The sequence below is a fragment of the Aquirufa sp. ROCK2-A2 genome, assembly GCF_054558485.1.
In genome coordinates, this window is the sequence record NZ_JBPXKA010000002.1 from 98,527 (window position 1) to 121,842 (window position 23,316).

Consider the following 23,316-nt stretch of genomic DNA (forward strand, 5'->3'; position numbering starts at 1 on the left):
GATCTATTTCCTCAACCAAGCTTCTGGATTTTGACGGATCGTGTTTTTCCAAACTTGAAAATTAATTTCAGCTGTACCATCTTCATCTGAAGCAACTGATCCAATTCTTTGACCCGTCTTCACTCTTTGTCCGGTACTCACAGAAACATTATCCAATTTACTATATACCGTGAAATAATCTCCATGTTGAATCGCCACTACCATATTGATACCCGGAATATTAACTACGGATTGAACAACACCTTCATAGACCGAATGAACCGCGGATCCTGGAGAAGTTTGTATATCTATCCCATTATTATTGATCATCACTCCTTTTAAGATAGGATGTTTATGAACCCCAAAATGGTCTGATATAAAACCAGAAGGTACCGGAAAAGGCATACGACCTTTTAATGCGCCAAAGGAACTTGCCAATTTGGCCTCCTCGGCATTCATGTAATACGTATTGCTTTCTAATGCAGGTTGTTTTATTTCCGCTTTAGGAGGTGCTACTTCCTTGACTTCATTTTTCTTTTCCGACTTAGCTAGTTCCGTACTAGGACTGGTAGATTTGGAAGATTCCTTTTCGGTTTTCTCTGCTAATTTAGGATAGGAACCATCTGCTTTAAGCGTAGGAAGTGCTGGCTTGTTAACCTCCAATTTCTTGGCTTGTTGCGCCATACGTAAACGTCTTTCTCTTTCCTGACTTTTTTGAATTTCTCTCGCTACGATACTTGAAATCAAATTATCCAATTTACGAATAGACAACTTTTTTTTCTCCAATTCAATTTTCAATTTTTTCTCTTGTTGAGTCAAAACAGTCACCACCTTATCTTCCTTGGTTTTAAGTACTTCCAAGGTTTTCTTTTCCTTTTCTTTTTCAACGATAACTTTTTTCTCCTCTTCCTTCTTGAAAATGACTTTTTGCTTTTTAGTCATTAAATCTTGTCGCGTTTCAAAAATCTTATTCGCTTGTTTTTTTCGATTGGTGGTAAAATGCCTCAAATAGTCAAACCGCTTTACAAACTCCCCTAAATCATTGGAAAAAAGCAAGAAAGTCAACTTATTGTAAACGGTTGAAGTTTTTTGAGCTTCATACAACATGACACCATAGGCCCTTTTTAAACGCTTCAATTTCTCTGCCAGCACATCACTCTCCTTAGTTAATTTATCAGCTTCTTGGGCTAACACAACTTGGTTTTCGGATAAGATGGTAATTTGCTTTTTCTGTACACCAATTTGCTCCTTGAGTACATTCAATTTACCTAAAGAAGCATTTTTCTTTTTGGAGGTACGTGAAATGATGGTGTTTAGTTCTTTGATTTTAGCTAAATTTTCTTTTTTCTGTTGCTCCAATTGCACCTTTTTATCGACTTGGGCAAAGGTTTGATTTTCACTAAACAATCCAATAAATAGAACTAAGGCGCTTATATATTTTAACATTATTTTTTTAATAATTTTTCAGGAACACGGAAAGGGAACGGCAAAGGAGTATCTAATAATTCAACTTTGGAATATTTAATGCTGATGACGGTTTTCTTTAATTGATTTTCCTTGTTCGTTACGTCCAAAGTGATGGAACTAGAATAAGGAAACAAAATTTGATTGATGGTCGAAAAATCTTCATAGTCCATCGTTAATTTATTTTTGGTAGGTTCATCGCTAACCAATAATTTTTTCAATTTCCGATTCGGCCCTACGAAGTTATCAATCTTGATTTGGCCTTCTTCTTGCTTAAAAATGAAATTATCATTTTCGCGAATGACCCTAGAATTATTTTTCTTAAATGGCTGATTTCCAACAATCAAAGACTGGAGAATATTGAAGTCAATTTTAAATCCCATCAAAACGCTCAAGCTGTCGTAAGTTAAATTATAATACTCATTATTGATTTTATGATAAAACTGCATCCGATCCTTCGAAAATAGGCCTGTTGCACCAGAAACCATGGCAACCGACACATTGACCCAAATCAAACTGTCTTTTTTTACTCGAATATCAACGGTGTAATTATCTTGATTATTGTCTGTTTTCCAAGTCACTTTGGATTTAGCCTTCAAATAATTAAAATTCAATTCTTCCGATCTTAATTTTGAATCCGCATTTTCTAAACTAAATGGAACAGCAGCTGGTAGGATGTTTGTATTCGAATCAATGGCTACTATCGGCGTAGGTAAATGTACCGTGTCTATTTTTATCGTATCTGCTAACAGATTCACTTTTGTGATGCTTTTGGAACAAGAAAATATGTTCAAAATCAACACCATACCAATAAATGAAAATAAGGAAAATCTGATCAACATTTAATTTTTTCTAGTTACAAAATTATCTCAATTTTCCGAAAATTGCCTCATCTGAATTTTTTTATCCAAAATTAAGCTAGCACCCGGTAATTTTTTTGCTTTTTTCCATGCATCCAATGCCTCCTCTAAACGATTTGCTTTGGATAAAGCATCACCATAATGTTCCCAAACTACAGCACTTTCTTTCTTATCTCCATTGACTGCTTTTTTTAAAAAATTGACGGCAATGGAATAATCGGCCTTCTGGAACATTACCCAAGCATAAGTGTCTAAATAGGTCCCGTTTTCCGGGAATTTATCCACTAAAATTTTAGACATTTGAGCTGCTTTGTCCAAATTGATTTTCCGAAGCGATAAATAATAGCTGTAATTATTAAGTACATGTTCCTCTTCTGGAGAAACCGATAAAACAATATCAAAAGCTGTATCTGAATCTTTGTGTCGGCCCAATGATTGGTAGGTATCTCCCAAAATACTATACAATTGAATGTACCATCCATCTTTTGTCGTAGCGTAATTTTTAGCCGATTCCAAAGACGCCAAAGCCTGGAAATTCTTGCTTTGCATGAATTGTGCGAACCCCAATTGGAAATACAAAAATCCTTGGTTGGGAAATAATTCCAAGGCTTCATCCACGTGAACAATCACACTATCAATTTGATTTAACTCGAAATCAATTTGAATGACTCTTTGCCAAATCTCAAATTTACCAGAATTGATTTTTAAGGATCTTCGATAATACGATTGTGATTCGAGTAAACGATTATCACTGGATAACAGGTCCCCTTTTAAGGTTAAAAATTTAGCGTTCTTAGGATAAACAGTTAAAATTTGATCCAATAAAATTTCAGCTTTTTTGAAATCCTCCTTCCCTTGAATGAGAGCAAAGGCATTCATGGTAACATTTCCGACAATAAAATCCTCCATCATAGGATCTTTTAAACTGTTGGCGATAAAGCGAAAAGCCAATTCCGTAGATTTCTTTTCAATATAATATTTAGCCAATAGGATTTGAATCTGACCCATTTCTGGGTATTTTTCAGATAATTTCAACATTCTATTTTCTGCATTCGGCCATTTAGAGAAATCGATGATATCCAAAAACTCCCAAGAAAAAAGGGTTTCTTCCGGATAATCCAAGAGCAAGTGCTCCCCTTCCTGTATCATTTGATCAAAGGCATTTTGCTTCAAATAAATAACCTGTTTCATTCGATATATTTCAGGGTATTCACTGAGTTGCAGATTAATTTTACTCAAAGCCTGCAAAGCTGCATCATAATTTTCTTGATACAAATAGGCTTGCGCCAATCGAATGTTTACTTCCGATTGCATTCCATCGAATTGCAACAATTGAACCAAACAAGTAATCGCCTCAGGGTATTTTTGATTAATCATCAATAAATCGGCATAAAACAAGCCATAATCCAACGAATGAGGTGATAAACGGTTGGCTTCTTTGGCATTTTGAATAGCACTTGTACTATTTTTAACCTCCAAATAAGACTTAGCAAGGTAAAAGTAAATGGCTGGGTCATTTTTTTCCTTTTGCAACAAAGATTCCCAAACCATGATGGCATCCGAATAATCCATTTTCAAATACAAACGCATGCCTTCGGTGAAGGTATCCTCTATTTCGGCAGTACTGGGAGTTTTGGTATTCTTCTTGGGGCTTGATGCTTGTTGTCCATTGGACTGAAAAGTCCATAGTAGCAAGGCATTTAATAAAAGCAGAAGAAGGTATTTTTTCATATTCAATTCGAAGTTACCGAATAGATTTCAATCTGAATAAAATTTTGTCAATTCAGGAGATAAAATCAAAGATAAATTGATACTTTAGCCAAAATTTTTAAAAAATATGAGAGCACTTTCTATCCTACTTATTTTGATTGGTTTGCCGGCTTTGGCACAAGAAAAAACAATGAGCTTTGAAGAATATGATCCTGTTTCAACATTAGTCGTTCCGCAACATCAAGTAACCAAGGCGAAATACCCTTTCATTGATATACATAACCATCAAGGCAATATGCCGAACCAAGATTTAGCCTATCTAGTGAAACAAATGGATAGTTTAAACATGAAAGTCATGGTCAATTTAAGTGGAAAAGGTTTCCAACGAAATGCCACAAGAGAATCAGGAACAGAATTTTTAATCCAATCTGCCAATGCAGGAAAAGAAAAGACGCAAAATCGCGTGGTTGTTTTTACCAATTTAAATTTCAACGACATCGATAATCCCAATTGGTCATCTGAAACTGTAAAGGCTTTGGAAAAAGAAGTAAAGGCTGGTGCTATGGGACTAAAAATTTACAAAGATTTAGGATTGGAGGTTAAAGATAGCAAGGGAAACCGCCTAGCAACCAATGACCCAAGATTGGATCCTATTTGGGCAAAATGTGGCGAATTAAATATCCCTATTTTGATTCATACCGGTGAACCCATTTCGTTTTTCGATACACATGATAAAACGAATGAGCGTTGGTTAGAATTAAAACAGTTTCCAAGTAGAGCCAGACCTTCAACCAAATATCCTTCTTGGAAAACCGTCATGGATGAGCAAATCGACATCATCCGTAAGCATCCGAAAACAAAATTCATCTCCGCCCATTTAGCTTGGTTAGGAAATAATTTAGGTGAATTAGGCCGACTTTTAGACACCTATCCCAACATGTACACAGAAATTGGTGCTGTGATTCATGAATTAGGTAGACAACCTAAAAATGCCCGCCAATTTATGATCAAATACCAAGATCGAGTTTTATTTGGAAAAGACATATGGACCACCTCGGAGTATTATACCTATTTCAGATTATTGGAAACAGCGGACGAATATTTTCCGTATTACCGAAGAAGACATGCGTTTTGGAGAATTTATGGATTGGATTTGCCGGATGAAGTCTTGAAAAAAGTGTATTACAAGAATGCCCTGCATTTGCTTCCTGCCATCGACAAAAAACAATTCCCCAATTAGATTTTTTCGAGTGAACGATTCAAATAGGCTAACCAAATTTTTGCACCATTGGTATTCCAATGAGAATCTGATTTAAAATAATTCTGAGAAGCATTCACTTTTAAAGAATCGGAAGGGTCGATCAAATCGACATGAAGGTTTGGATGTTTCTTCAAACGATTCAAAAATTGATTAGTCGGTTTATCTTCCGTTTGTAGAATAGCCACTGGATTGGCAGGAATACTGATCAAAACCTTTTTGAATCCAACCTTTAAATAGTAGGCATTAATTTCATTCAAATTCAATACCAAATCATCCAGCTCCTTTTCCGAAATAGGATAAAAGGAACTACTCATTTGAGTGGAATCCACCGTTTCTTTCAGATACAAAAAAGACCCATCTTTGGACAAGGTGACAAAATTATCGGTCCGATCAAATAATGAATTAGTCAAACTAGCTTTCCATTCTTTGAATGACCGATAAATCCCTCGGCTAAAAAGCACAAAATCCAAATTGTTTTCCAGCGTTGGGTGATAAAAATGCGATTTAATCCATCCATTGATACTTGATGGTTTAAATGAATAATTATCCCTAATATCAATTACAATTTTATTATTTTCCTTTGATTGTACACCTAAACGAGCAGTCACTTCTGATAATTTTAGTCGAGCAAACGCATTTCGTTCAACACATTCAATCAACAAAACGGCATTAGCTCCTTTTATTTTTTGTGGATCTAACAAAGTGTCTTCGGTCCAACGTAAAAACGACAATTGTTTTGTTTGGGCAAAATATGCGGGACTTTTTTTAAAAAAGCTGTATAAGTAACTATCTCCAAGAATGTACAAATCATTTCCGCCTCTAACCTGCAGATTTTCAACAGGTTTTAAAAAAGAAGGTAAGACCGTTTTGATTTGAAATTGTGGTAAATAAGAAAATCCATACAAATCGCCATAAGTGTATTTATCCGAGGTAAGGATTTCCGTTTGTGTGCTTCTGTTATTGGAAAGCCACTTCATCAATTGATCCGAACTTGCACAAATCAGTACATAAGAGGATAAAATGAAAAGAAGCCAAGCAAAACCTTTAAGCATGTTAGAATTGGAAATAAATAAATTGTTTCAAATTAAAAACTCCGGAAAAATAAATCGTTGTTAAACTAAGAATAAAAACAAGCCAAAAATAATTCCCCTTCAACAAGGATTTTTTCCATTCCCATTTTTCAGCAACAATCAACAATACAACCAATAGTAAACTTAAAATGATCTCATTGGTATTTAGGGCAAATTTGATTGAGTCATTGAATGAAATGGAAGACAGCTGTTTAAAGAATAATTTAACCTCAGAAAATTTAGCAATTCGGAAAAATACCCAAGCTAAGGTCACCAATGAAAATGTCCAAATTTGATATACATATTTTACCGCAGTGGATTGAATTTTATCGGCAGCCAAAGACGGGAAGAATCGATTAATTGTTAGTCCAATTACTTGAAATGCACCATGTAGAAATCCCCAAATCACAAAATTCCAACTTGCACCATGCCAAATTCCTGAAAGTAGAAAAACAATCATGATGTTCATGTACCATTTTGGAATAGAAACACGATTTCCTCCAAGTGAAAAATAGACATAATCTTTGAACCAAGTCGACAAGGAAATATGCCAACGTCTCCAAAAATCTGGCAAAGATTTTGCTAAATAAGGACCATTGAAATTATCCATTAATTTGAAACCCATTACGCGAGAGGCACCAATTGCCACATCCGAATAACCAGAAAAGTCGCAGTAAATCTGAAAGGAATAAAAGAAGGCGGCTATTAACAGGTTCATCCCCGATTGATGGCTTAAATCGCTGTAGGCTGGATCCACCAACAATGCGATTCGATCAGCAATGACGACTTTTTTAAATATTCCAAAGGCCATTTGTAAAAGCCCTGATTTCACTCGAGGCCAATCCCAAACATGTTTTTCATAAAACTGATGCAATAAATTTTGAGGCCGCTCAATCGGGCCAGCCACCAATTGTGGATAAAACATGACATACAAACTGTAAATGCCAAAATTCCGTTCTGCCTTTTGATTTCCGCGATACACCTCAATGGTATAACTCATGGCTTGAAAAGTATGAAAAGACAAACCAATGGGTAAAAGAATGTTAAAGACAGGCAAATGATAATCTAGGCCGAGTAAATTCGACAAAAAACCAATGTTTTGATCAATGAAATGATAATATTTAAAAATAGCCAGAACGCCAATGTTGGCCAATAAACTAAAGGCTAAAAATATTTTTTTGGTTTGACCTGTAAACTTTTCTAAATAAATCCCCGCGAAATAATCGATTACAATGGTGAATCCCAAAATGAGGATATACATTGGCACAAAAGCCATATAAAAATAACAAGAACCTAGCAGTAGCAATAACCAACGGTGTTTGTGGTTCAGCAAAAAATAGGCACTTGTGATAAGTCCAAAAAATACCAAAAAATGGAGAGAATTGAATACCATATTTTTTTAGTGTGGGATAGAATTTAAGTATTTATTGAATTCCGTCAGCCATATTTTAGAGCCGTTGGCATTCCAATGGGAATCCGATGGGAAAAAATTGTTTTGAGCATTGACAGCCAAATGAGGGCTTATGTCAAAAAGCTTTGCTTTCAAGTTTTTGGATGCCAACACCCTCTTTATTTGATTATTTTGTCCAAATTCTTGTGAACTAACTAGATCATATGGATTTGGTATAATCGAAAACAAGACCTGATCAAAGCCTTTGGATTTGAAAAAATCATTTAATTGATTGATTTGATTGACTTGCTCTTCGATTTCTGCATCTGAAATCGGATAATTGGAACTTCCTTTATATTTTGGATCGACTGTATTTTCCATGAAAAGAAATTTTCGATCCTTGGAAAGCACAACAGCCCCATTGATTCGATTAAAATATTTGAAGAACCATTCTGCTTTCCAAACCTTCAGCGGAAGTAAAAAATTAAAATCAAACATGATCAATTCTAAATGCGTCTCTATATTTTTATGATATAAAGTTCGCATCACTTTTTGGTTTACTGAGCTCATCCATTTCCTTACATCGTCCAAAAGATTGAAGGATTCAGGCGGTGTTGTTTGAATTGGTACAGAAGAACCGGAAATGCTATTTGTAGGTAAAGCAGATAAATTAGAAAAATTAGATTTATCTGTGATATTTTTCATATTCATTTGATTGTACACATTTCTCAATACAATCTCAAAAACCAAGATATTTTTATTTTTGGGATTAAATTTTGGTGGATTCCATTGAGGATCCTTCAATTTTAAAATATGAAAATCCTTTACCCTGGAAAAATAATCCGACTTCCCTTCAAAAGGGCCAAAAACATAACTATCACAGATCATGTAAAGCGATAAATCCCTTGGTAATTGATCAACATGGAGCGGCTTATCCACGTAATCAATTTTCCTGACTTTAAAATCCTTCAAAAAAGAAAGACCAAACAAATCGCCATATTGGTATAAATGAGAACCTATAAGTCCCTTTAACCGAGGTTTATTATTCGTAATCTGAGTCATGAAAAATTCTGAAACAGAAATATACAGTAACAATAAACATCCAAAAAAAACAATTCTTGCAATAAATCTTCTCATATCTGACCAATTAGCCGACCCAAACCCTAACATCTAAGGCCGAATCATCAATTTCTATGGTTGTGTATATTTCTGTACTTTGACTCACAAATTCCAAACTAAGGGCTTGAACTTCTTGTGAAACATAGGTTTTATAATCGCTCAAACTTTTTTGCCAATCATCACCAGCATTCAACACTTCAATGTGGATTTTATCCACCACATCAAAACCTGAATCTTTTCGTAAGTTTTGAATACGGTTCACAAATTCCCTTGCTTTTCCTTCACTGATCAATTCTGGCGTCAATTGATTATCCAACGCAATCGTCAAACTTCCCTCACTCGCAGTTAAATAACCAGGCATATCTTCTGTCAATATTTCAATATCCGACAATTCCACGGTAAATCCAGCTCCTAATGATAAACGGTTATTTGCTTCTATTTCAATCAAATTTTCAGCCGACATATTGGAAATCAAATCCGCTACCTGCTTCATGTCTTTGCCAAATTTAGGTCCCAATGCCTTGAAATTAGGTTTTACTTTTTTACTCAAAACACCGGAAGCATCATTCAAATAATTCACCTCCTTTACATTCACTTCTGATTTGATCAAATCCTCCACACGACGAATTTGCTCCCGAACATTTTCTTGTAAAACAGGAACCAAAACTTGTGCCAATGGCTGACGAACTTTCAATTTATGAATCTTTCTTAATGAGTGAACCAAAGAACAAATTCCTTGTGCCAAATCCATTGATTGTTCCAAACTTGTGTCTTTCCAAGCTTCATTTACTTTCACAAAATCGGTTAAATGAACGGACTCCTTACCCGTTAAATTTTTGTATAACCATTCTCCATAAAATGGCGCGATTGGTGACATCAATTGAGCAACGGTTTCCAAACAAGTGTACAAAGTTTGGTAGGCAGCTAGCTTATCAGCACTAAAACCTTTATCAGCTGATTCTGGATTCCAAAAACGGCGTCGAGATAAACGTACATACCAGTTGGACAAATGATCACACACAAAATCTTGAATCAAACGACCCGCTTTGGTAGGTTCATAGGTTTCATAAGCCTCCTCCACTTCTTCAATCAAGGTCATTAATTTGGATAACACCCAACGATCTAGTTCAGTTAAATTCTCACGCTTAATTTCCGACAATTGAGATGCTTCTATTCCATCCAAATTGGCATAAAGGGCAAAGAAATTATAGGTATTGGTCAATGTTCCAAAGAACTTATTTCGTACCTCGGTGATTCCCGCCAAGTCAAATTTCAAATTATCCCATGGTTGAGCATTGGTGATCATGTACCAGCGAGTAGGATCTGCACCGTATTTTTTCAGCGTATCAAATGGGTCGATGGCATTACCCAATCGTTTAGACATTTTATTACCATTCTTGTCTAACACTAAACCTGTCGAAACCACATTTTTGAAGGCAACTGATTCTTCCACCATGCTAGAAATCGCATGAAGAGTAAAGAACCATCCTCTTGTTTGGTCTACTCCTTCCGAGATAAAATCAGCTGGATAATTTTGTTTGAATGTTTCTTGATTTTCAAAAGGATAATGCCATTGCGCGAATGGCATGGCACCAGAATCAAACCATACATCAATCAGATCCAATTCCCTCGACATTAAAACACCGCTTAGACTCACACAATATACTTCATCTACATAGGGACGATGCAAATCAGCCTCCCCTGCTGCCAAAGCCTTTAAAAAAGCATCATTTCCCTTTCGTTGTTCAGCACTTAAAAGTCCAGACGAATTTGCTTTTTCTAATTCCAATTTCAAATCTGCTAAAGAACCTATGCAAACTTCTTCCGAACCATCTTCGGTTCTCCAAATAGGCAATGGTGTTCCCCAATAACGAGAACGGGATAAATTCCAATCCACCAAATTTTCCAACCAATTCCCAAAACGACCGGTTCCAGTCGATTCAGGCTTCCATTGAATGGTTTTATTTAGTTCAATTAATTTGTCTTTTACAGCTGTCGTTTTGATGAACCACGAATCCAAAGGATAGTACAAAACAGGTTTATCCGTTCTCCAACAATGTGGATAAGGGTGATCAAATTTTTGAACATTAAACGCTTTATTTTCCGTTTTTAATTGAATCGCAATTCGCTCATCGACCGACAAGTATTTATCTCTACCCTGTTTTTGTTTTTCTAATTCCTTTTCCTCGTCTGTTAGATAGGCCTCTTTAACGGGCTCCAAAGCATAGTCAGATACTTCCTCCACGAATCTACCTTGGCGATTCACCAAAGGGACTTCTTTCCCTGTTGCGTCTGTCACTAAAATCGCTGGAATGCCATTTTGTTGAGCAACCCGAAAGTCGTCTGCCCCAAAAGTAGGTGCTGTATGAACAATCCCTGTACCATCTTCTGTGGTCACAAAATCTCCTAAAATAACTCGAAAAGCTGCTTCTTTGGGTTGAACATAAGGCATTAATTGCTCATATTCCACCCCTTCTAGTTGAGCGCCTTTGCATTCACCTAAGATACGATAAGGAATGGACGATGGTTTTTTCTCAGCAGCTAAATAGGCTTCAAAATCGCCATTTTCTGCAGCTGCTTGAAAATAATTCTTTACTAAATCCTTTGCCAATATAACGTTTACGGGCAAATAGGTATATGGATTAAATGTTTGAACTAAGGAATAGGAAATATTTTTCCCTGCAGTTAATGCCGAGTTAGAAGGCAAGGTCCAAGGAGTGGTTGTCCAAGCTAAAATATAGACATTTTCCTCATTGGTTAATTCGAATAAGAATTGAGAGGCAGCCGACTTTTTAACTTGAAATTGAGCCGTTAAGGAAGTGTCTTTCACATCTCTGTAACAACCAGGTTGATTCAATTCATGGGAAGACAAACCTGTACCTGCCGCAGGCGAGTAGGGTTGAATGGTATAACCTTTGTATAAAAGCCCTTTGTCATAAAGTCGCTTCAATAAATTCCAAACACTTTCGATGTAATTGGCTTGATAGGTAACATAAGGATTTTCTAAATCGACCCAATAACCCATTTTTTGCGTTAAATCATTCCACTGATCCGTGAATTTCATCACCGTTTCACGGCATTTTTGGTTGTATTCTTCTACCGAAATGGACTTACCAATGTCTTCTTTCGTGATGCCTAATTCTTTTTCTACTTGCAATTCAACAGGTAATCCGTGGGTATCCCAGCCTCCTTTTCTTTTAACTTGTTTGCCTTTTAGCGTTTGGTATCTACAAAAAATATCTTTGATCGTGCGTGCCATGACATGGTGAATACCTGGCGTTCCGTTGGCAGAGGGAGGACCCTCAAAAAAGGTAAAACTAGGTTTTCCTTCTCTGGTGGAAATGGACTTTTCGAAAATACCATTTTCATTCCAAAATGATAATACTTCGTCTGCAACTTGGGCGTAATCTAAATTTTTGTATTCCTTGAAGTTCACTGAATTGTCTGATTTTATATTTTAACGGCAAAAATTGAGGCAAATTTACAAAAAATTATTCACCTTTTTTTTGCCAAAAGAACCGATTGAAATTTTTATTAAATATGATGGACGAACCTACGTTTCTATTGATTTGATAGGAGTTCAATGACCCTGCCAAAGTAGTTTGTACGTTTCTGGTATAAGCTTTAAATCGAAGGCTTCCGTCTTTGCGCATGAACCACTCGGTAGACCAATCGCCTAGAAACATTTGCCAACTAGTTTGATTACGAGCATCGGTAAAACCTCCACTTCGGGTAACACGTAAATCATCGTTGATGGTGTAGGTCGCGCGAAGTTGCAAATTGCTTAACAAATCTTGGTTCAAACTTCCTCCACCAAAATAGACATCAATGTTTAAATCTTTATTGATTTTGGAAGCCAAATTACTCAATTGATTCGAGAGCATTTCAGTGAAATTACCTACTAAATTCCCTAACTCGATACCGCTGCCTCCATACGGCGGCACCAATTGTCCAAAGAGCAAAACGTTACTAACCTGCCTAGTCAATTCCTGCTCGTCCGTCTTAATTCGATTGGTGAAAGCCGTGACCGAACTGTTGAAATTCACATCTTTGGGATAATCTCTGACCCCCATATTAAAACTAATATCTGGAGATAACAATCGGTTTTGAAGATTGATGGAAACATCTACTGGATACCTTCTTTTATATTCTGGTGCATTGGCTTTATTGGTCGTATCCAATAAAATCGGATACAAGGAAGCATATTGAGTATAAATAGCTTTGATGCTAACTTGTGCATCTAAAGGATCCCCATTCCACGAAATTTTGGAATTCTTTTCAATGTTAAATTTCTTATTGATAACATTTTGAAGCGTAAATGTATAATCTCCTTGGTCGATGGCATATTCACCATTCATTCCGAATTTGCCTTTTTTATCCAAGGTCATGTTGACATTTCCTTTGCCATAAACCCGCATGATATCGCCTTTCTTTTGGTCAATTTGAACCTCCCCATATGCCTCGGGAGTCAAGGCCAAATTAAGATCCATTTGGATCCCATCTTCCGACAATTTTTTGGAAATATTTTGCTTATCTAATTCTTGAGAAGCTTTTAAGGTTTCACTAAAAAACTCGTAATCTTCTTCGTCGGACATCACTTCTTCCCTATCCAAAGGAATAAATAACCGAGTGCCTTTTTCTGATTTCAAAGAACCCGAAATCATGAGATTTTGCAAAGTACCATCAATTTTCATGTTACCACTGGCATAACCTACTCCATAGTAAATGGAACTTGGATTTCTCTGAGTATTCAAAATTTTAAATTTCTTCAAATCGGCATTTAAAGAAAGCTCGAATGGCCGATCGATAGGAAAAGATACGGAGGTATTTAAAGATGCCGTATTTCCTTCCGGATCTTTCATCAACCAATTTTTTCCCAAAATTTGACGTGGTAAGAATTCAATGGTATCTGAAAATGCCAAAGTTGTATTTAAGTAATCAAAGGTCACTCCCGCTTTTTGAACAGCTAATTTACCAGTCACAATTGGCTGAGTCAAAGAACCCCCTATGTGTAATTTACCGAAAGCGGCTCCTTTGATATCAGAGAAAACACCCGAAGTAAAAGGCTCTAAAATTTGCAGATTGGTTTTATTTAAATCGGCTATTAAGTCCAATTTTTCGGACTCCTCATAAGGTTTATATGCACCACTCATCGACAACACAGATTCCCCTAAACGATTTAAATTAAAATCCAGATCCATTACTTTTTCTTCCGCTCGGTAAGTACCTAATCCCAATAAATTGCCGATATAAATTTTACCCAATTGAAAGGAATCAATTTTAGCCCAAGCATCAATGTGGGAGTGTTGGTACCAATCTTGAATGGTTAATTCAGCATTTAATTCACCAATGGACTTAATGGAAAAAATAGGTTTTAAGGTTTCTAATTGAAACTTTTTAGCTTTTAATGTCAACACATTGGTTGAATCTTTGGACAAACTTCCTTGAAGCGAAATCGATTGTTTATTATTGGAAAGATAAACATGGTCAGCTTTTAATTCGGAACCAATAAAACTCAATTTGTTCAATGGATCAACCGACCAATCTTGCCCTAAAATGCGAAAATACGAATCCTTGAATTTCAACGAATATCCCTCTTTTTCAAAACGCCAAGTACCCCCCAGATGGGCCGTATTTTCTTCTTCTTGTTGCTTAAAATCCAAGGTAAAATTGATTCGATCTTGATCCCATAAAGCACCTAATTTAAAATTTTCGGTCGGGGTAAGAAAGTTCAATTGTTGCCTTCTCGACTGAAAAACCAAGCTACTAGACACCTCTGGACTAGAAAGAAATTTGGAACTTTGAAAAGATAAAATGGATTGATAAAATCGATAACCTCCAAAAACCAAGGTATCTGGATAGGATTCTAAACTAACATTCAAAGCACGTCCTTTGTTGATATTTCCAGAGAAGACCGTGTTTTTGCCAATATCCACACTTGGAAACCAACGCGTTAGTAATGGACTTAAATGGTGACCAATAACCGTAAAATCAGCTTGGTAGCGATTCGTATTTTCGGCTATTTTATTTTGATAATACAAGGCACGTTCGGCATCATTCTTTTTGAAATAATTTCCATATTCATCCCATAATTGAAGTAAATCCGATTTCAATTGATTGGGCAAAAAATTACCTTCCAAATCGACAGAAACCAAATCGGAATTAATTTTATAGCGTTTTTGGGTAGCTTGACTGATATCGGAAGTGAAACTAAGTAGGTTCAATTTCAAGTCATCATTTTGAGGTTTTTGAATGGTTAAATCCGTTAAGGTGACAGAACCCTCAAGGTCATCTAAATCGTTCAGTTTTACATTTAATTTAAAATCCGAATTCAATTTCAAAGGAGAATTCAACAAATTTAATTTTTGTAAATCAACCCTATTGACACGTCCTTCCAATTCATAATGGGGCTTGGATTCGCGTAAATTAATTTCACCAATCATACTGGCAATCAGGTTGGAATCTTTCACCGACACAGCACCTTTGAACAATTGTTTCTGTAAATTTCCTCGTAAGGCAACCCGTTTGTAGGCGTAATGATTTAAATTGATTTCAGAAATTTGACCATCAAAATCTATTTTGGCCGATTTATTGGAAAAGCCCGTCCCTTTAATATTCGCATCCAAATCGATGGTTCCAATTTGATCTTTCAAATCTACTAAAACTCCTAAACGGAATTTTTTCAAACTTACTTTTCCTTGATAAGCAGACAAAGCCATGGAATCTTTTAATGCCATGACAAAATTAGCTTCCATAAATCCCAAACCGGTCTGTAATTTGCCAGATGTCGCGAAATTCAAATGAGTCCCTTTAAAAGTACCATCCAAATGACTCGGACCCAATATTTTCATTTTTTCAGCAGCAGGCTTGGAAATAAATGTTGCTAAATCCTGTGGAACGAAATAGGAATTTTTAAGTTTAAAATCCATTTGGGCATTTTGCACATCTGGTAAACCTTTGAAGGCGAAATCCCCTTTCAACAAACTTTTTGTCCCAAAACCTAATTCAAAATTGGATAGATTGAGTTTAGCCACCGTTCCATTCAACTTTCCTTTCAAGCGATAAACACCCTTGTAGTCATTCATGGCATCGACAAAACGGCCAAGATCTTCACCCAAAATAATGGAATTATCAAAGTCGGCCTGCATGTTTACCTGAGTATTCCAATTAGCCAAGGAACTCTTATTGGCATAATTCATGACTACTTTATTTTTCAAATGAGAGTCATTGAACCACAAGGAAAGTTGGTCAAAACGCATTTGTTTATCCGAAATCATAAAATGCGTATCCAAGCTTTTCACAGTAAATTTAGTATCCGGATCAATCCCTTTTAAAGCGATGGTTTGTAAAGCGATGGTATCGTCCTTGACGTAAAACTCCTTTACTTTGGAATTAATTTTTTCGATTGAAAAGTGTGAAATATCAAAATGAGTGGGGGTACCCTCATCTTTTATTTGAAAATCATCTAATTGGAATATTCCATCTACCACCTCGGCTTCATGAATAAAAAAGATCGAACTAGGTGCTTGGGGGTCTTTTTCACCTGGACTTAGCCAATTAGAAAGTCGGTCAATAAACTCTTCCAAGTTCATTTTTCCTGATTTCTTCTCAAAGATCAAATGGACTTTTGGGCGAATCAAACGGGCATAATCCAAGGCAGGATCTGTATTACCCAAAAGCAATTTGTAGATACTAAAATTAACATCCAATTGATCAATGCGAATCATTTCTTTTCCCCAAGGATCTTTGACTTTGAGTCCCCAAAAACTCACCTCATCAAAAAATTTCAATTGAATTCGATCGAGTGTCAGCGGATAACCGATGGCCTTTTCGATTTTTGGAGAATAATATTTAGCCAATAAAGTTTGATTGGCGGGAGCGCGAAGAAGTAAAATGAACATAAATAGCAACAAAAAAATAGCCACTAATCCATAGAGGAGAGTTTTGGCTAAAATTTTGAGATATTTAATCATATTTTCTTTTGAAGAAAAAATCTATTCCGGCAATTTTTGCCCTATTTTTGCAGAGAAATAGGAAAAATTATGAATCTACTGGCCATTGAATCATCTTGTGACGAAACCTCCGCTGCTGTTATGGTTAACGGAAATTTACGTTCAAATGTTATCTCAACCCAACTCATTCATACCGAATGGGGAGGAGTTGTTCCTGAGTTAGCCAGTAGAGCACATCAAAAATCCATCATTCCTGTTGTTCAAGAAGCTCTACAACTGGCAAATATAAACAAAAATGACCTGAATGCCATTGCTTTTACGAGGGGTCCAGGTTTACTGGGTGCCTTATTGATTGGCACCTCGTTTGCAAAGTCATTAGCCTTGAGTTTAAACATTCCATTGATTGAGGTAAATCACATGCAAGCGCACGTATTGGCCCATTTCATAGAAGATCCAAAACCAAATTTTCCATTTTTATGTTTGACAGTCAGTGGCGGGCATACTCAATTGGTTTGGGTAAGCAGTGCGTTGGAAATGGAAATTATTGGCGAAACCATGGATGATGCGGTGGGAGAAGCATTTGACAAAACGGCCAAACTGATTGGACTCCCTTATCCAGGTGGTCCGCTCATCGACAAATTGGCGAAAGAAGGAGATCTGAACAAATTCAAATTACCCTTGGGCGAAATACCCGGATTGAATTTTTCTTTTTCGGGCATTAAAACGGCCATTTTGTATTTTTTACAAAAAGAGCAAAAAGCGAATCCACAATTCATTGAGGAGAACAAAGCCGACATTTGTGCATCGGTTCAAAAAACCTTGATCGATATATTATTACGAAAAGTAAAGCGGGCGATGAAAGAAAAAAATTGCCGTCAAATAGCCATTGCAGGCGGCGTTTCAGCCAATTCAGGTTTACGAGCTGAGTTGCAAAAAATGGGTACAGAACAGGGTTGGGATGTTTTTATTCCTGCTTTTTCTTATTGCACAGACAATGCTGGCATGATTGCCATGGCTGGCCACTTCAAAGCGGAAGCAGGTCTCTTCTGTGACCAAAGCGTTAGTCCATTGGCTAGGATGGAATTTTAAAATTATGCAAGAAGTAAGATGTATAATTTATTCAAAAAAGATATCGCACTTTGTGCTTTGTGTTCATCGCCTAAACCATGATTTATTGTTTAGTTATTAGGTATTAGTGATTAGTGTTTAGTGACAGTTTTACCTATTCTATTACCTTTTACCTATTACCTATTACCTTTTACCTATTACCTATTACCTTTTACCTTTTACCTATTACCTTTTACCTTTTACCTATTACCTTTTACCTAATCTCCACTGGTTTCGTGGATTTTTTACGCATTTTGATGTTAATAAATTCCACAAACACAGAGAAGGCGATGGAGAAGTACAAATAACCTTTTGGTACTTGACCGATGTGATTTCCTAGGATAACTACTTCGGAGTCGTGGCTGGCTTCTGCAATCAGCATAAAACCGATCATGATTAAAAATGATAAACCAAGTATTTGGAGTGAAGGGTGATTATTAACAAACCGACCAACAGGGCCGGAGAAACCCATCATGATGAGTGCTGAAACCACCACCGCGATGATCATGATTGTTAAATCATTCGACAAACCAATGGCTGTCAAAATGGAATCGATGGAAAATACTAAATTGATCAAAGCAATTTGCGTAACGACCTTCCCGATATTGGACATGGCTTTTTTACCCATGGATTTCTCGATGTTAACCTCCTCACCTTCTAGTTTATGAAATATTTCGTTGGTTGCTTTGTAAAGTAAAAATAATCCGCCGACAAACAAGATGATAGATTGTCCGGTAGGTGCAGCGGAAATTCCCAAGACATCAAAATGGGTAAATGGTTGTTGCAAAGAAATAAGGAAAGAAATACCAAAAAGGAGAATAATACGAAAGATCATAGCCAAAGCAAGACCAATGTTCCGGGCTTTGGATTGTTGTTCATTGGGAAGTTTGGAAGCAGTAATGGAGATAAAGATGATATTATCAATACCAAGTACAATTTCCAAAAAGGTCAAGGTCAATAAGCTAACTAGATTGTCGACAGAGAGTAGTGATTGCATAAAAATCGAAAAAAATATTTGATTGCAAAGATGGTGTGTTTCAATGAGATAATCAAAAAATAAGGCTTTTTACAAAAAAAATACCTGTTTTTTCAAAAGAGCATTTGCATAAAAAAAATAAAATTCAGATATTTGCAAACCGATTCACACGGAATGGTCTAATAGCTCAGCTGGTTCAGAGCACCTGCCTTACAAGCAGGGGGTCCTAGGTTCGAATCCTAGTTGGACCACAGAAACCACCTCATACGAGGTGGTTTTTTTTATTTTACGGCAAGAGTAGCAAAGTGGGTAGCACGAGAGGGGATTTCAGGTTAAAATTTGTTTAATTTTAAACGATTTATTTTTAGAAACTAAAATGAAGTTCTCAAAAAAAATAACATTTACGAGCAAAACTATTATCTCTGTAGTTTTTCTTGCTTTACTCTTGATGTTTATTAAATATTTAGAAACCTTATATATTAATAAACTCATTTACATCAATAATCTATTTGACCTTGAAATAGCTAACAAAATTTCACCTTTTTTAGGCATTTTATTAAGTTCCCTATTCTCAATAGTGACTTCATTTTTTTTATACATAAACTATATTGAGTTAGTTAAAACAAACTCTTCGAATAAAGAAAAACAAGAAAAAGAGTTATCCTCCAATCTAGCAAAAATGTTTTTCTGGGAGATACAAACCTCATATATAAAGTTAGTTGAATTAGGAATTTTTACTGGTTCGGAAAATACATTTAATTATCTAAATGAACCATTTGTCGTTACTTTAGAGACAAAAGAAATGGTATATAACAGGGCAAAAAGCACCTTCACCCATAACGGAAATCGTTTAAAGATTACTGAACATCTTGATAAACTCGAATTTCTCGCATTAAGTATACTAAATGATAATATTGATTTAAACCTTATCGAAAAGTTCCTGAAAACCAAATTTTTAGGCCAAGTAAAGACTTTATTAATCTATCTTGCATTTTGCAGAAGCGGTAATGAAAATTATGGTGAGTCAATTATAGAATTATATAATAAATGGGATGGGGAATATGGCAATATTCTGGATAGAATTAAGAAATAAATCCGACTCGAGCTACACGAAGTATTGTTCTAATCAATCTAAAAAAACCACCTCAAACGAGGTGGTTTTTTTTATTTTACGGCAGGGGAAGCAAAGTGGGTAGCACATGAGTAGATTTTTAGATGTCAGTTTGTTTAAAATAAAACAAAATCTAAATTAGAATCAATCCATTTCAGGCTTATTCAAGTTATCAATTATTCTTTTGAGAACATTAACCTCGCGTTCATCTAAGGGAATGAAATCACCTGTTGTTTTACCTTTGAAAATATTATTTGCTATTTCCACTTTATGAAGCATTGGTAATACATATTTCATATAATGTGAAAAGTAATTTAATATATCTGCCTTTGACGATGCTAATTTATAACCACTTTTACCCATTAAAGTAACAACCATAATTCCTTTGTAACGTATATCTCTTATATATCTCCTTAATTGCTCTGCTGTAATTGTCACACCTGTGTTACGAAAAACAATTGGAATTAGTTCATATGTTTCAACTAATTTGAACGGCGCAATTTTTTGATAAAAAAGTAAATGTTCAAGAATACTATTTAAAGTCTTATCAGAACTATCATTAAGTAAGGCCTCTCCGTCATTTTGAACAATTTTGTAAATTTCCACATCTATTTTTTCATCATTCTTATCATTTTCATATACAATATTACTTTTGGATGAATTTGGAAAGATAAAGGGTTTGATAAGCTTTTGAGAAATAATATCATAAAGCTCTTCCCATCTATGGTGTTTATGAGAACTTGAAAAAATTCGACCTAAAGAACCTGATAAAACATCCGCAAATTGAATTAAGGGCTCCTCATCATCAGTACACATTTTATATGTATACTCATTAAAGAGTGTACTTGGATTTTTCTTTTGTAGGTATTTTTGCATTCCAATGGCATATTCATCACTTATGATATTGTGCATAATGACTGAATAGTTATTGTAATTTTTAGCAATTTGTTCAAGAAAGATTCTTTGAAAAAATTTATAAAATACTTCCTTAAATTTCAGCCCTTCACTTTCTAAGCTTAACTTATCTACAACTAGACAATAGATTGCACAATCCAATTCCTCGCAAATTGCTTTTACTACATCAAGCCTTTTTTGAAAATTATTCTTATCTCTTAGGGCTTTTGAACTTGATTTGAGCTTTTGTGAAGACAAATATCTTTTACTGATTTCATCTCTTAGGCTTAAAGCATTTTGAAGATTTGATTCTTTGATTGCAATTGCTGTATAAATAAAATGAGAGATTATCTGTGGATCAGCCTTATTTAGACTGTGGGTGCCAAATTCATCACCAAATATTAAAATTCTTTCTTCCATAGGTAAGTACTCCCTTTTTGACATCTAAATGTTTAGAAATTGGGTTATTAAGCACTTTTTATTTCCTTTCGATGGGAGATGAACTTCCCAATGCGACAATCTCAAAAAGCTTTAATCATTAGCACATTCCAAAAACTTAATTATCTCAAACTTCTTGTAATTCAAAATTCAGACGATTTTTTACATGTTTATTTTGTTTTTGCTTAAATGCAATATTTGACTGAAGTTCATGTTCTTTTTCTTTCTCTAAAACTCGATACCAACTGATTGCAGGAATCATAGAATTAGAATGAAGCTCTAACCGCACTATTGTTTTTTCATTTGGCAAACGGTGTCTATTCAAAATCAGACTAAGTTCAGCCTCTTTTAAATTAATATCATTAGCGAACTTTTTATTAACCTTATAATTTAATCTAATATATTTTCTTAGGAATGATGCAAATGATAACTCCTGGTCGAATATTTCAGATTTAGCATAATCTTCCATTAAAAAACGTAATTGTAAAACTTTTGCATACAATTTCTGGTTCTCGGTGATTATCTCTTTATTTTTTCTTCGAGCTTCTGCAAGTTCTACTTCAGCTGATTTTCTTTCCTCGGGAGTTAGGCTACTTTCAAATACAACAGAGTCAGCCAACTCGTCTAATGTAAATTTATTTTTATTAGTTTTCATACCTTATATTTATTTAAAAGATTAAATAGAGAATTTGATGCTAAATAAATTTGCCTACCAGCATCTAACATCCCATATTGGCTCATATAATATTTTTTCAATTCAGTCTTTGGTATTAATGAAACACAAGCATCAACACCAAACAATTTAATAGCTTCGCGACATGCAAAAGCAATTAAATTTCCTGCTATTCGATCAAAAATTTTATCTTTACCTGTATTTTCAATCGAACAAGCTAATAACACAATTTCAATTCTCAGTTCATTGATATATACTTTCAATGACATAAGACCTAAAATTTCTTCGCTTTCAACAAGTCTAAGTTTATATACATCATGTTCCTTTTGATTTTTCCAGTTAAAATGATACTTAGATTTTGTAATCTTCTTGTAATCTGAATCTTGTAATTGCTCAACAACAATTTTCTTAGGCTCACCAGTTTTAATAATTACTATATCCATGATATAAATATACTACAATTATTAACAAATATGTAAATTTTTAAATGTGAAGCTAAAGTTCTTTTACAGGCTTGAAATAAGGTATTACTCTAAAGTCTAAATCACAATTTACTAAACCAAATTCTCTTCCAACGCCCTAACCTTATTAATCACCCCAGTCAACGCATTCTTATTATTATGTTTCAGGTAGATTTCCAACGTCTTAATAGACTTATGACCTGTAATCAAACATACCGTACTTAAATCGATTCCTAGCTCTGTAACCAACTTTGTAGCCAATGTACATCATCTCTATCGCCAAAGAATTCCCTGAGCAAGAGATTCGTGTAGGCTTGACCGTATTTAATAATGACGTAGAATTCATGTACCATGATGTACCTGCTGAAAAATTACCCAGTATTCAACAAATTGAATATAGGCCATATGGAAGTACAGCCTTATTGGATGCCATTGGCCTTAGTGTTTTAAAGGTAGAAAATCAACTCATCAACGAGGGCGATACTGCTATCATTGTGATCCTGACGGATGGCCATGAAAATGCCTCTCGGTATTATTCCCTTTCACAAATACGGGACCTAATCAAAACCAAAGAGGATTCTGGAAAATTCACCTTTAGTTTCTTAGGAGCTACATTGGATGCCGTTGATATGGCAGAAAAGATGAATATAAGAAGGGATAATAGCGCATACTTCGATAAGTCACAGATGAAAGATGCGGTGTTCAATCGCGTGTCAGACTCCATACAAAACTATATGGATCGGAAGAGAAAAGGGGAAGATTTGAAAAAGTTTTAGATTGATGGGGTCCACCAAGGCTGTAAAAGGTCTTGGTGGATTCTACTTACATAAGTAAAAAATTGTATTTAAAAA

At 35.3% G+C, this 23,316-nt stretch carries 16 protein-coding genes and 1 tRNA gene; 5 read left to right on the top strand and 12 right to left on the bottom strand.

Going from position 1 to position 23,316, the window contains the following annotated elements:
- Nucleotides 1-3: 3 nt before the first annotated feature.
- The 3 genes from V7S76_RS03660 to V7S76_RS03670 are packed head-to-tail and all read right to left on the bottom strand — an operon-like array spanning nt 4 to nt 4,034.
- Nucleotides 4-1,425: a murein hydrolase activator EnvC family protein gene (locus V7S76_RS03660; RefSeq protein ID WP_459508682.1), complete on the bottom strand. Its 1,422-nt coding sequence runs from the start codon at nt 1,423-1,425 to the stop codon at nt 4-6.
- Nucleotides 1,425-2,285 (bottom strand): DUF4292 domain-containing protein, encoded by an 861-nt coding sequence (locus V7S76_RS03665; protein ID WP_459508683.1) that lies wholly within the window; start codon nt 2,283-2,285, stop codon nt 1,425-1,427. Before V7S76_RS03665 ends, V7S76_RS03660 begins: the two co-directional genes overlap by 1 nt.
- Nucleotides 2,286-2,312: 27 nt before the next feature.
- The gene (locus tag V7S76_RS03670; RefSeq protein ID WP_459508684.1) at nt 2,313-4,034 is read right to left on the bottom strand and encodes a tetratricopeptide repeat protein; all 1,722 of its coding nucleotides are present in this window, start codon (nt 4,032-4,034) and stop codon (nt 2,313-2,315) included.
- A 106-nt stretch (nt 4,035-4,140) separates the two neighbouring features.
- On the opposite strand from V7S76_RS03670, the gene V7S76_RS03675 reads away from it, so the two are divergent.
- Nucleotides 4,141-5,253, top strand: a complete 1,113-nt coding sequence (locus tag V7S76_RS03675; RefSeq protein WP_459508685.1) for an amidohydrolase family protein — start codon at nt 4,141-4,143, stop codon at nt 5,251-5,253.
- On the opposite strand, the gene V7S76_RS03680 is transcribed toward V7S76_RS03675, so the two are convergent.
- Genes V7S76_RS03680 through V7S76_RS03700 form a run of 5 tightly spaced genes read right to left on the bottom strand, consistent with a single transcriptional unit; the run spans nt 5,250 to nt 16,826 of the window.
- Nucleotides 5,250-6,326 carry a hypothetical protein gene (locus tag V7S76_RS03680; RefSeq protein WP_459508686.1) on the bottom strand — a complete coding sequence of 359 codons (1,077 nt, stop codon included), beginning with the start codon at nt 6,324-6,326 and terminating at the stop codon, nt 5,250-5,252. The genes V7S76_RS03675 and V7S76_RS03680 overlap by 4 nt on opposite strands.
- A 1-nt stretch (nt 6,327) precedes the next feature.
- The gene (locus V7S76_RS03685) at nt 6,328-7,737 is read right to left on the bottom strand and encodes an MBOAT family O-acyltransferase (RefSeq protein ID WP_459508687.1); all 1,410 of its coding nucleotides are present in this window, start codon (nt 7,735-7,737) and stop codon (nt 6,328-6,330) included.
- Between the two features lie 6 nt (nt 7,738-7,743).
- On the bottom strand, nt 7,744-8,871 hold the full coding sequence (locus V7S76_RS03690) for a hypothetical protein (protein ID WP_459508689.1): 1,128 nt from the start codon (nt 8,869-8,871) through the stop codon (nt 7,744-7,746).
- A 10-nt stretch (nt 8,872-8,881) separates the two neighbouring features.
- Nucleotides 8,882-12,289, bottom strand: coding sequence for an isoleucine--tRNA ligase (gene ileS / locus V7S76_RS03695; RefSeq protein WP_459508691.1), 3,408 nt, complete (start codon nt 12,287-12,289; stop codon nt 8,882-8,884).
- A gap of 55 nt (nt 12,290-12,344) precedes the next feature.
- The gene (locus V7S76_RS03700; RefSeq protein ID WP_459508692.1) at nt 12,345-16,826 is read right to left on the bottom strand and encodes a translocation/assembly module TamB domain-containing protein; all 4,482 of its coding nucleotides are present in this window, start codon (nt 16,824-16,826) and stop codon (nt 12,345-12,347) included.
- A gap of 69 nt (nt 16,827-16,895) precedes the next feature.
- Between V7S76_RS03700 and tsaD the strand changes: the two genes are divergently transcribed.
- Complete coding sequence (gene tsaD, locus V7S76_RS03705; protein ID WP_459508693.1) at nt 16,896-17,894, top strand: tRNA (adenosine(37)-N6)-threonylcarbamoyltransferase complex transferase subunit TsaD; 999 nt, start codon at nt 16,896-16,898, stop codon at nt 17,892-17,894.
- A gap of 232 nt (nt 17,895-18,126) precedes the next feature.
- Here tsaD and V7S76_RS03710 read toward each other — a convergent pair whose 3' ends face one another.
- Nucleotides 18,127-18,909: a TerC family protein gene (locus V7S76_RS03710; protein ID WP_459508694.1), complete on the bottom strand. Its 783-nt coding sequence runs from the start codon at nt 18,907-18,909 to the stop codon at nt 18,127-18,129.
- Nucleotides 18,910-19,064: 155 nt separating this feature from the next.
- Here V7S76_RS03710 and V7S76_RS03715 point away from each other — a divergent pair.
- Nucleotides 19,065-19,139: transfer RNA gene (locus V7S76_RS03715), tRNA-Val, on the top strand.
- A 125-nt stretch (nt 19,140-19,264) separates the two neighbouring features.
- Nucleotides 19,265-19,981, top strand: a complete 717-nt coding sequence (locus tag V7S76_RS03720) for a hypothetical protein (RefSeq protein ID WP_459508695.1) — start codon at nt 19,265-19,267, stop codon at nt 19,979-19,981.
- A 162-nt stretch (nt 19,982-20,143) separates the two neighbouring features.
- On the opposite strand, the gene V7S76_RS03725 is transcribed toward V7S76_RS03720, so the two are convergent.
- The 3 genes from V7S76_RS03725 to V7S76_RS03735 form a co-directional block, all read right to left on the bottom strand.
- Nucleotides 20,144-21,313, bottom strand: a complete 1,170-nt coding sequence (locus tag V7S76_RS03725; RefSeq protein WP_459508696.1) for a DUF3800 domain-containing protein — start codon at nt 21,311-21,313, stop codon at nt 20,144-20,146.
- A 145-nt stretch (nt 21,314-21,458) separates the two neighbouring features.
- Nucleotides 21,459-21,986 carry a hypothetical protein gene (locus V7S76_RS03730; RefSeq protein WP_459508697.1) on the bottom strand — a complete coding sequence of 176 codons (528 nt, stop codon included), beginning with the start codon at nt 21,984-21,986 and terminating at the stop codon, nt 21,459-21,461.
- Nucleotides 21,983-22,447: a hypothetical protein gene (locus tag V7S76_RS03735; protein WP_459508698.1), complete on the bottom strand. Its 465-nt coding sequence runs from the start codon at nt 22,445-22,447 to the stop codon at nt 21,983-21,985. Before V7S76_RS03735 ends, V7S76_RS03730 begins: the two co-directional genes overlap by 4 nt.
- Before the next feature lie 278 nt (nt 22,448-22,725).
- On the opposite strand from V7S76_RS03735, the gene V7S76_RS03740 reads away from it, so the two are divergent.
- Entirely contained in the window at nt 22,726-23,241 is a 516-nt protein-coding gene (locus V7S76_RS03740; RefSeq protein WP_459508699.1) for a VWA domain-containing protein, read from the top strand.
- Nucleotides 23,242-23,316 lie beyond the last annotated feature (75 nt).

Bases quoted from the DNA above. Each gene is read 5' to 3' on its own strand.
- V7S76_RS03670 (WP_459508684.1), bottom strand. From the start codon at position 4,034: ATGAAAAAATACCTTCTTCTGCTTTTATTAAATGCCTTGCTACTATGG.
- V7S76_RS03660 (WP_459508682.1), bottom strand. From the start codon at position 1,425: ATGTTAAAATATATAAGCGCCTTAGTTCTATTTATTGGATTGTTTAGT.
- V7S76_RS03710 (WP_459508694.1), bottom strand. From the start codon at position 18,909: ATGCAATCACTACTCTCTGTCGACAATCTAGTTAGCTTATTGACCTTG.
- V7S76_RS03720 (WP_459508695.1), top strand. From the start codon at position 19,265: ATGAAGTTCTCAAAAAAAATAACATTTACGAGCAAAACTATTATCTCT.
- V7S76_RS03675 (WP_459508685.1), top strand. From the start codon at position 4,141: ATGAGAGCACTTTCTATCCTACTTATTTTGATTGGTTTGCCGGCTTTG.
- V7S76_RS03700 (WP_459508692.1), bottom strand. From the start codon at position 16,826: ATGATTAAATATCTCAAAATTTTAGCCAAAACTCTCCTCTATGGATTA.
- V7S76_RS03735 (WP_459508698.1), bottom strand. From the start codon at position 22,447: ATGGATATAGTAATTATTAAAACTGGTGAGCCTAAGAAAATTGTTGTT.
- V7S76_RS03690 (WP_459508689.1), bottom strand. From the start codon at position 8,871: ATGAGAAGATTTATTGCAAGAATTGTTTTTTTTGGATGTTTATTGTTA.
- tsaD (WP_459508693.1), top strand. From the start codon at position 16,896: ATGAATCTACTGGCCATTGAATCATCTTGTGACGAAACCTCCGCTGCT.
- V7S76_RS03725 (WP_459508696.1), bottom strand. From the start codon at position 21,313: ATGGAAGAAAGAATTTTAATATTTGGTGATGAATTTGGCACCCACAGT.
- V7S76_RS03665 (WP_459508683.1), bottom strand. From the start codon at position 2,285: ATGTTGATCAGATTTTCCTTATTTTCATTTATTGGTATGGTGTTGATT.
- V7S76_RS03680 (WP_459508686.1), bottom strand. From the start codon at position 6,326: ATGCTTAAAGGTTTTGCTTGGCTTCTTTTCATTTTATCCTCTTATGTA.
- V7S76_RS03685 (WP_459508687.1), bottom strand. From the start codon at position 7,737: ATGGTATTCAATTCTCTCCATTTTTTGGTATTTTTTGGACTTATCACA.
- V7S76_RS03740 (WP_459508699.1), top strand. From the start codon at position 22,726: ATGTACATCATCTCTATCGCCAAAGAATTCCCTGAGCAAGAGATTCGT.
- V7S76_RS03730 (WP_459508697.1), bottom strand. From the start codon at position 21,986: ATGAAAACTAATAAAAATAAATTTACATTAGACGAGTTGGCTGACTCT.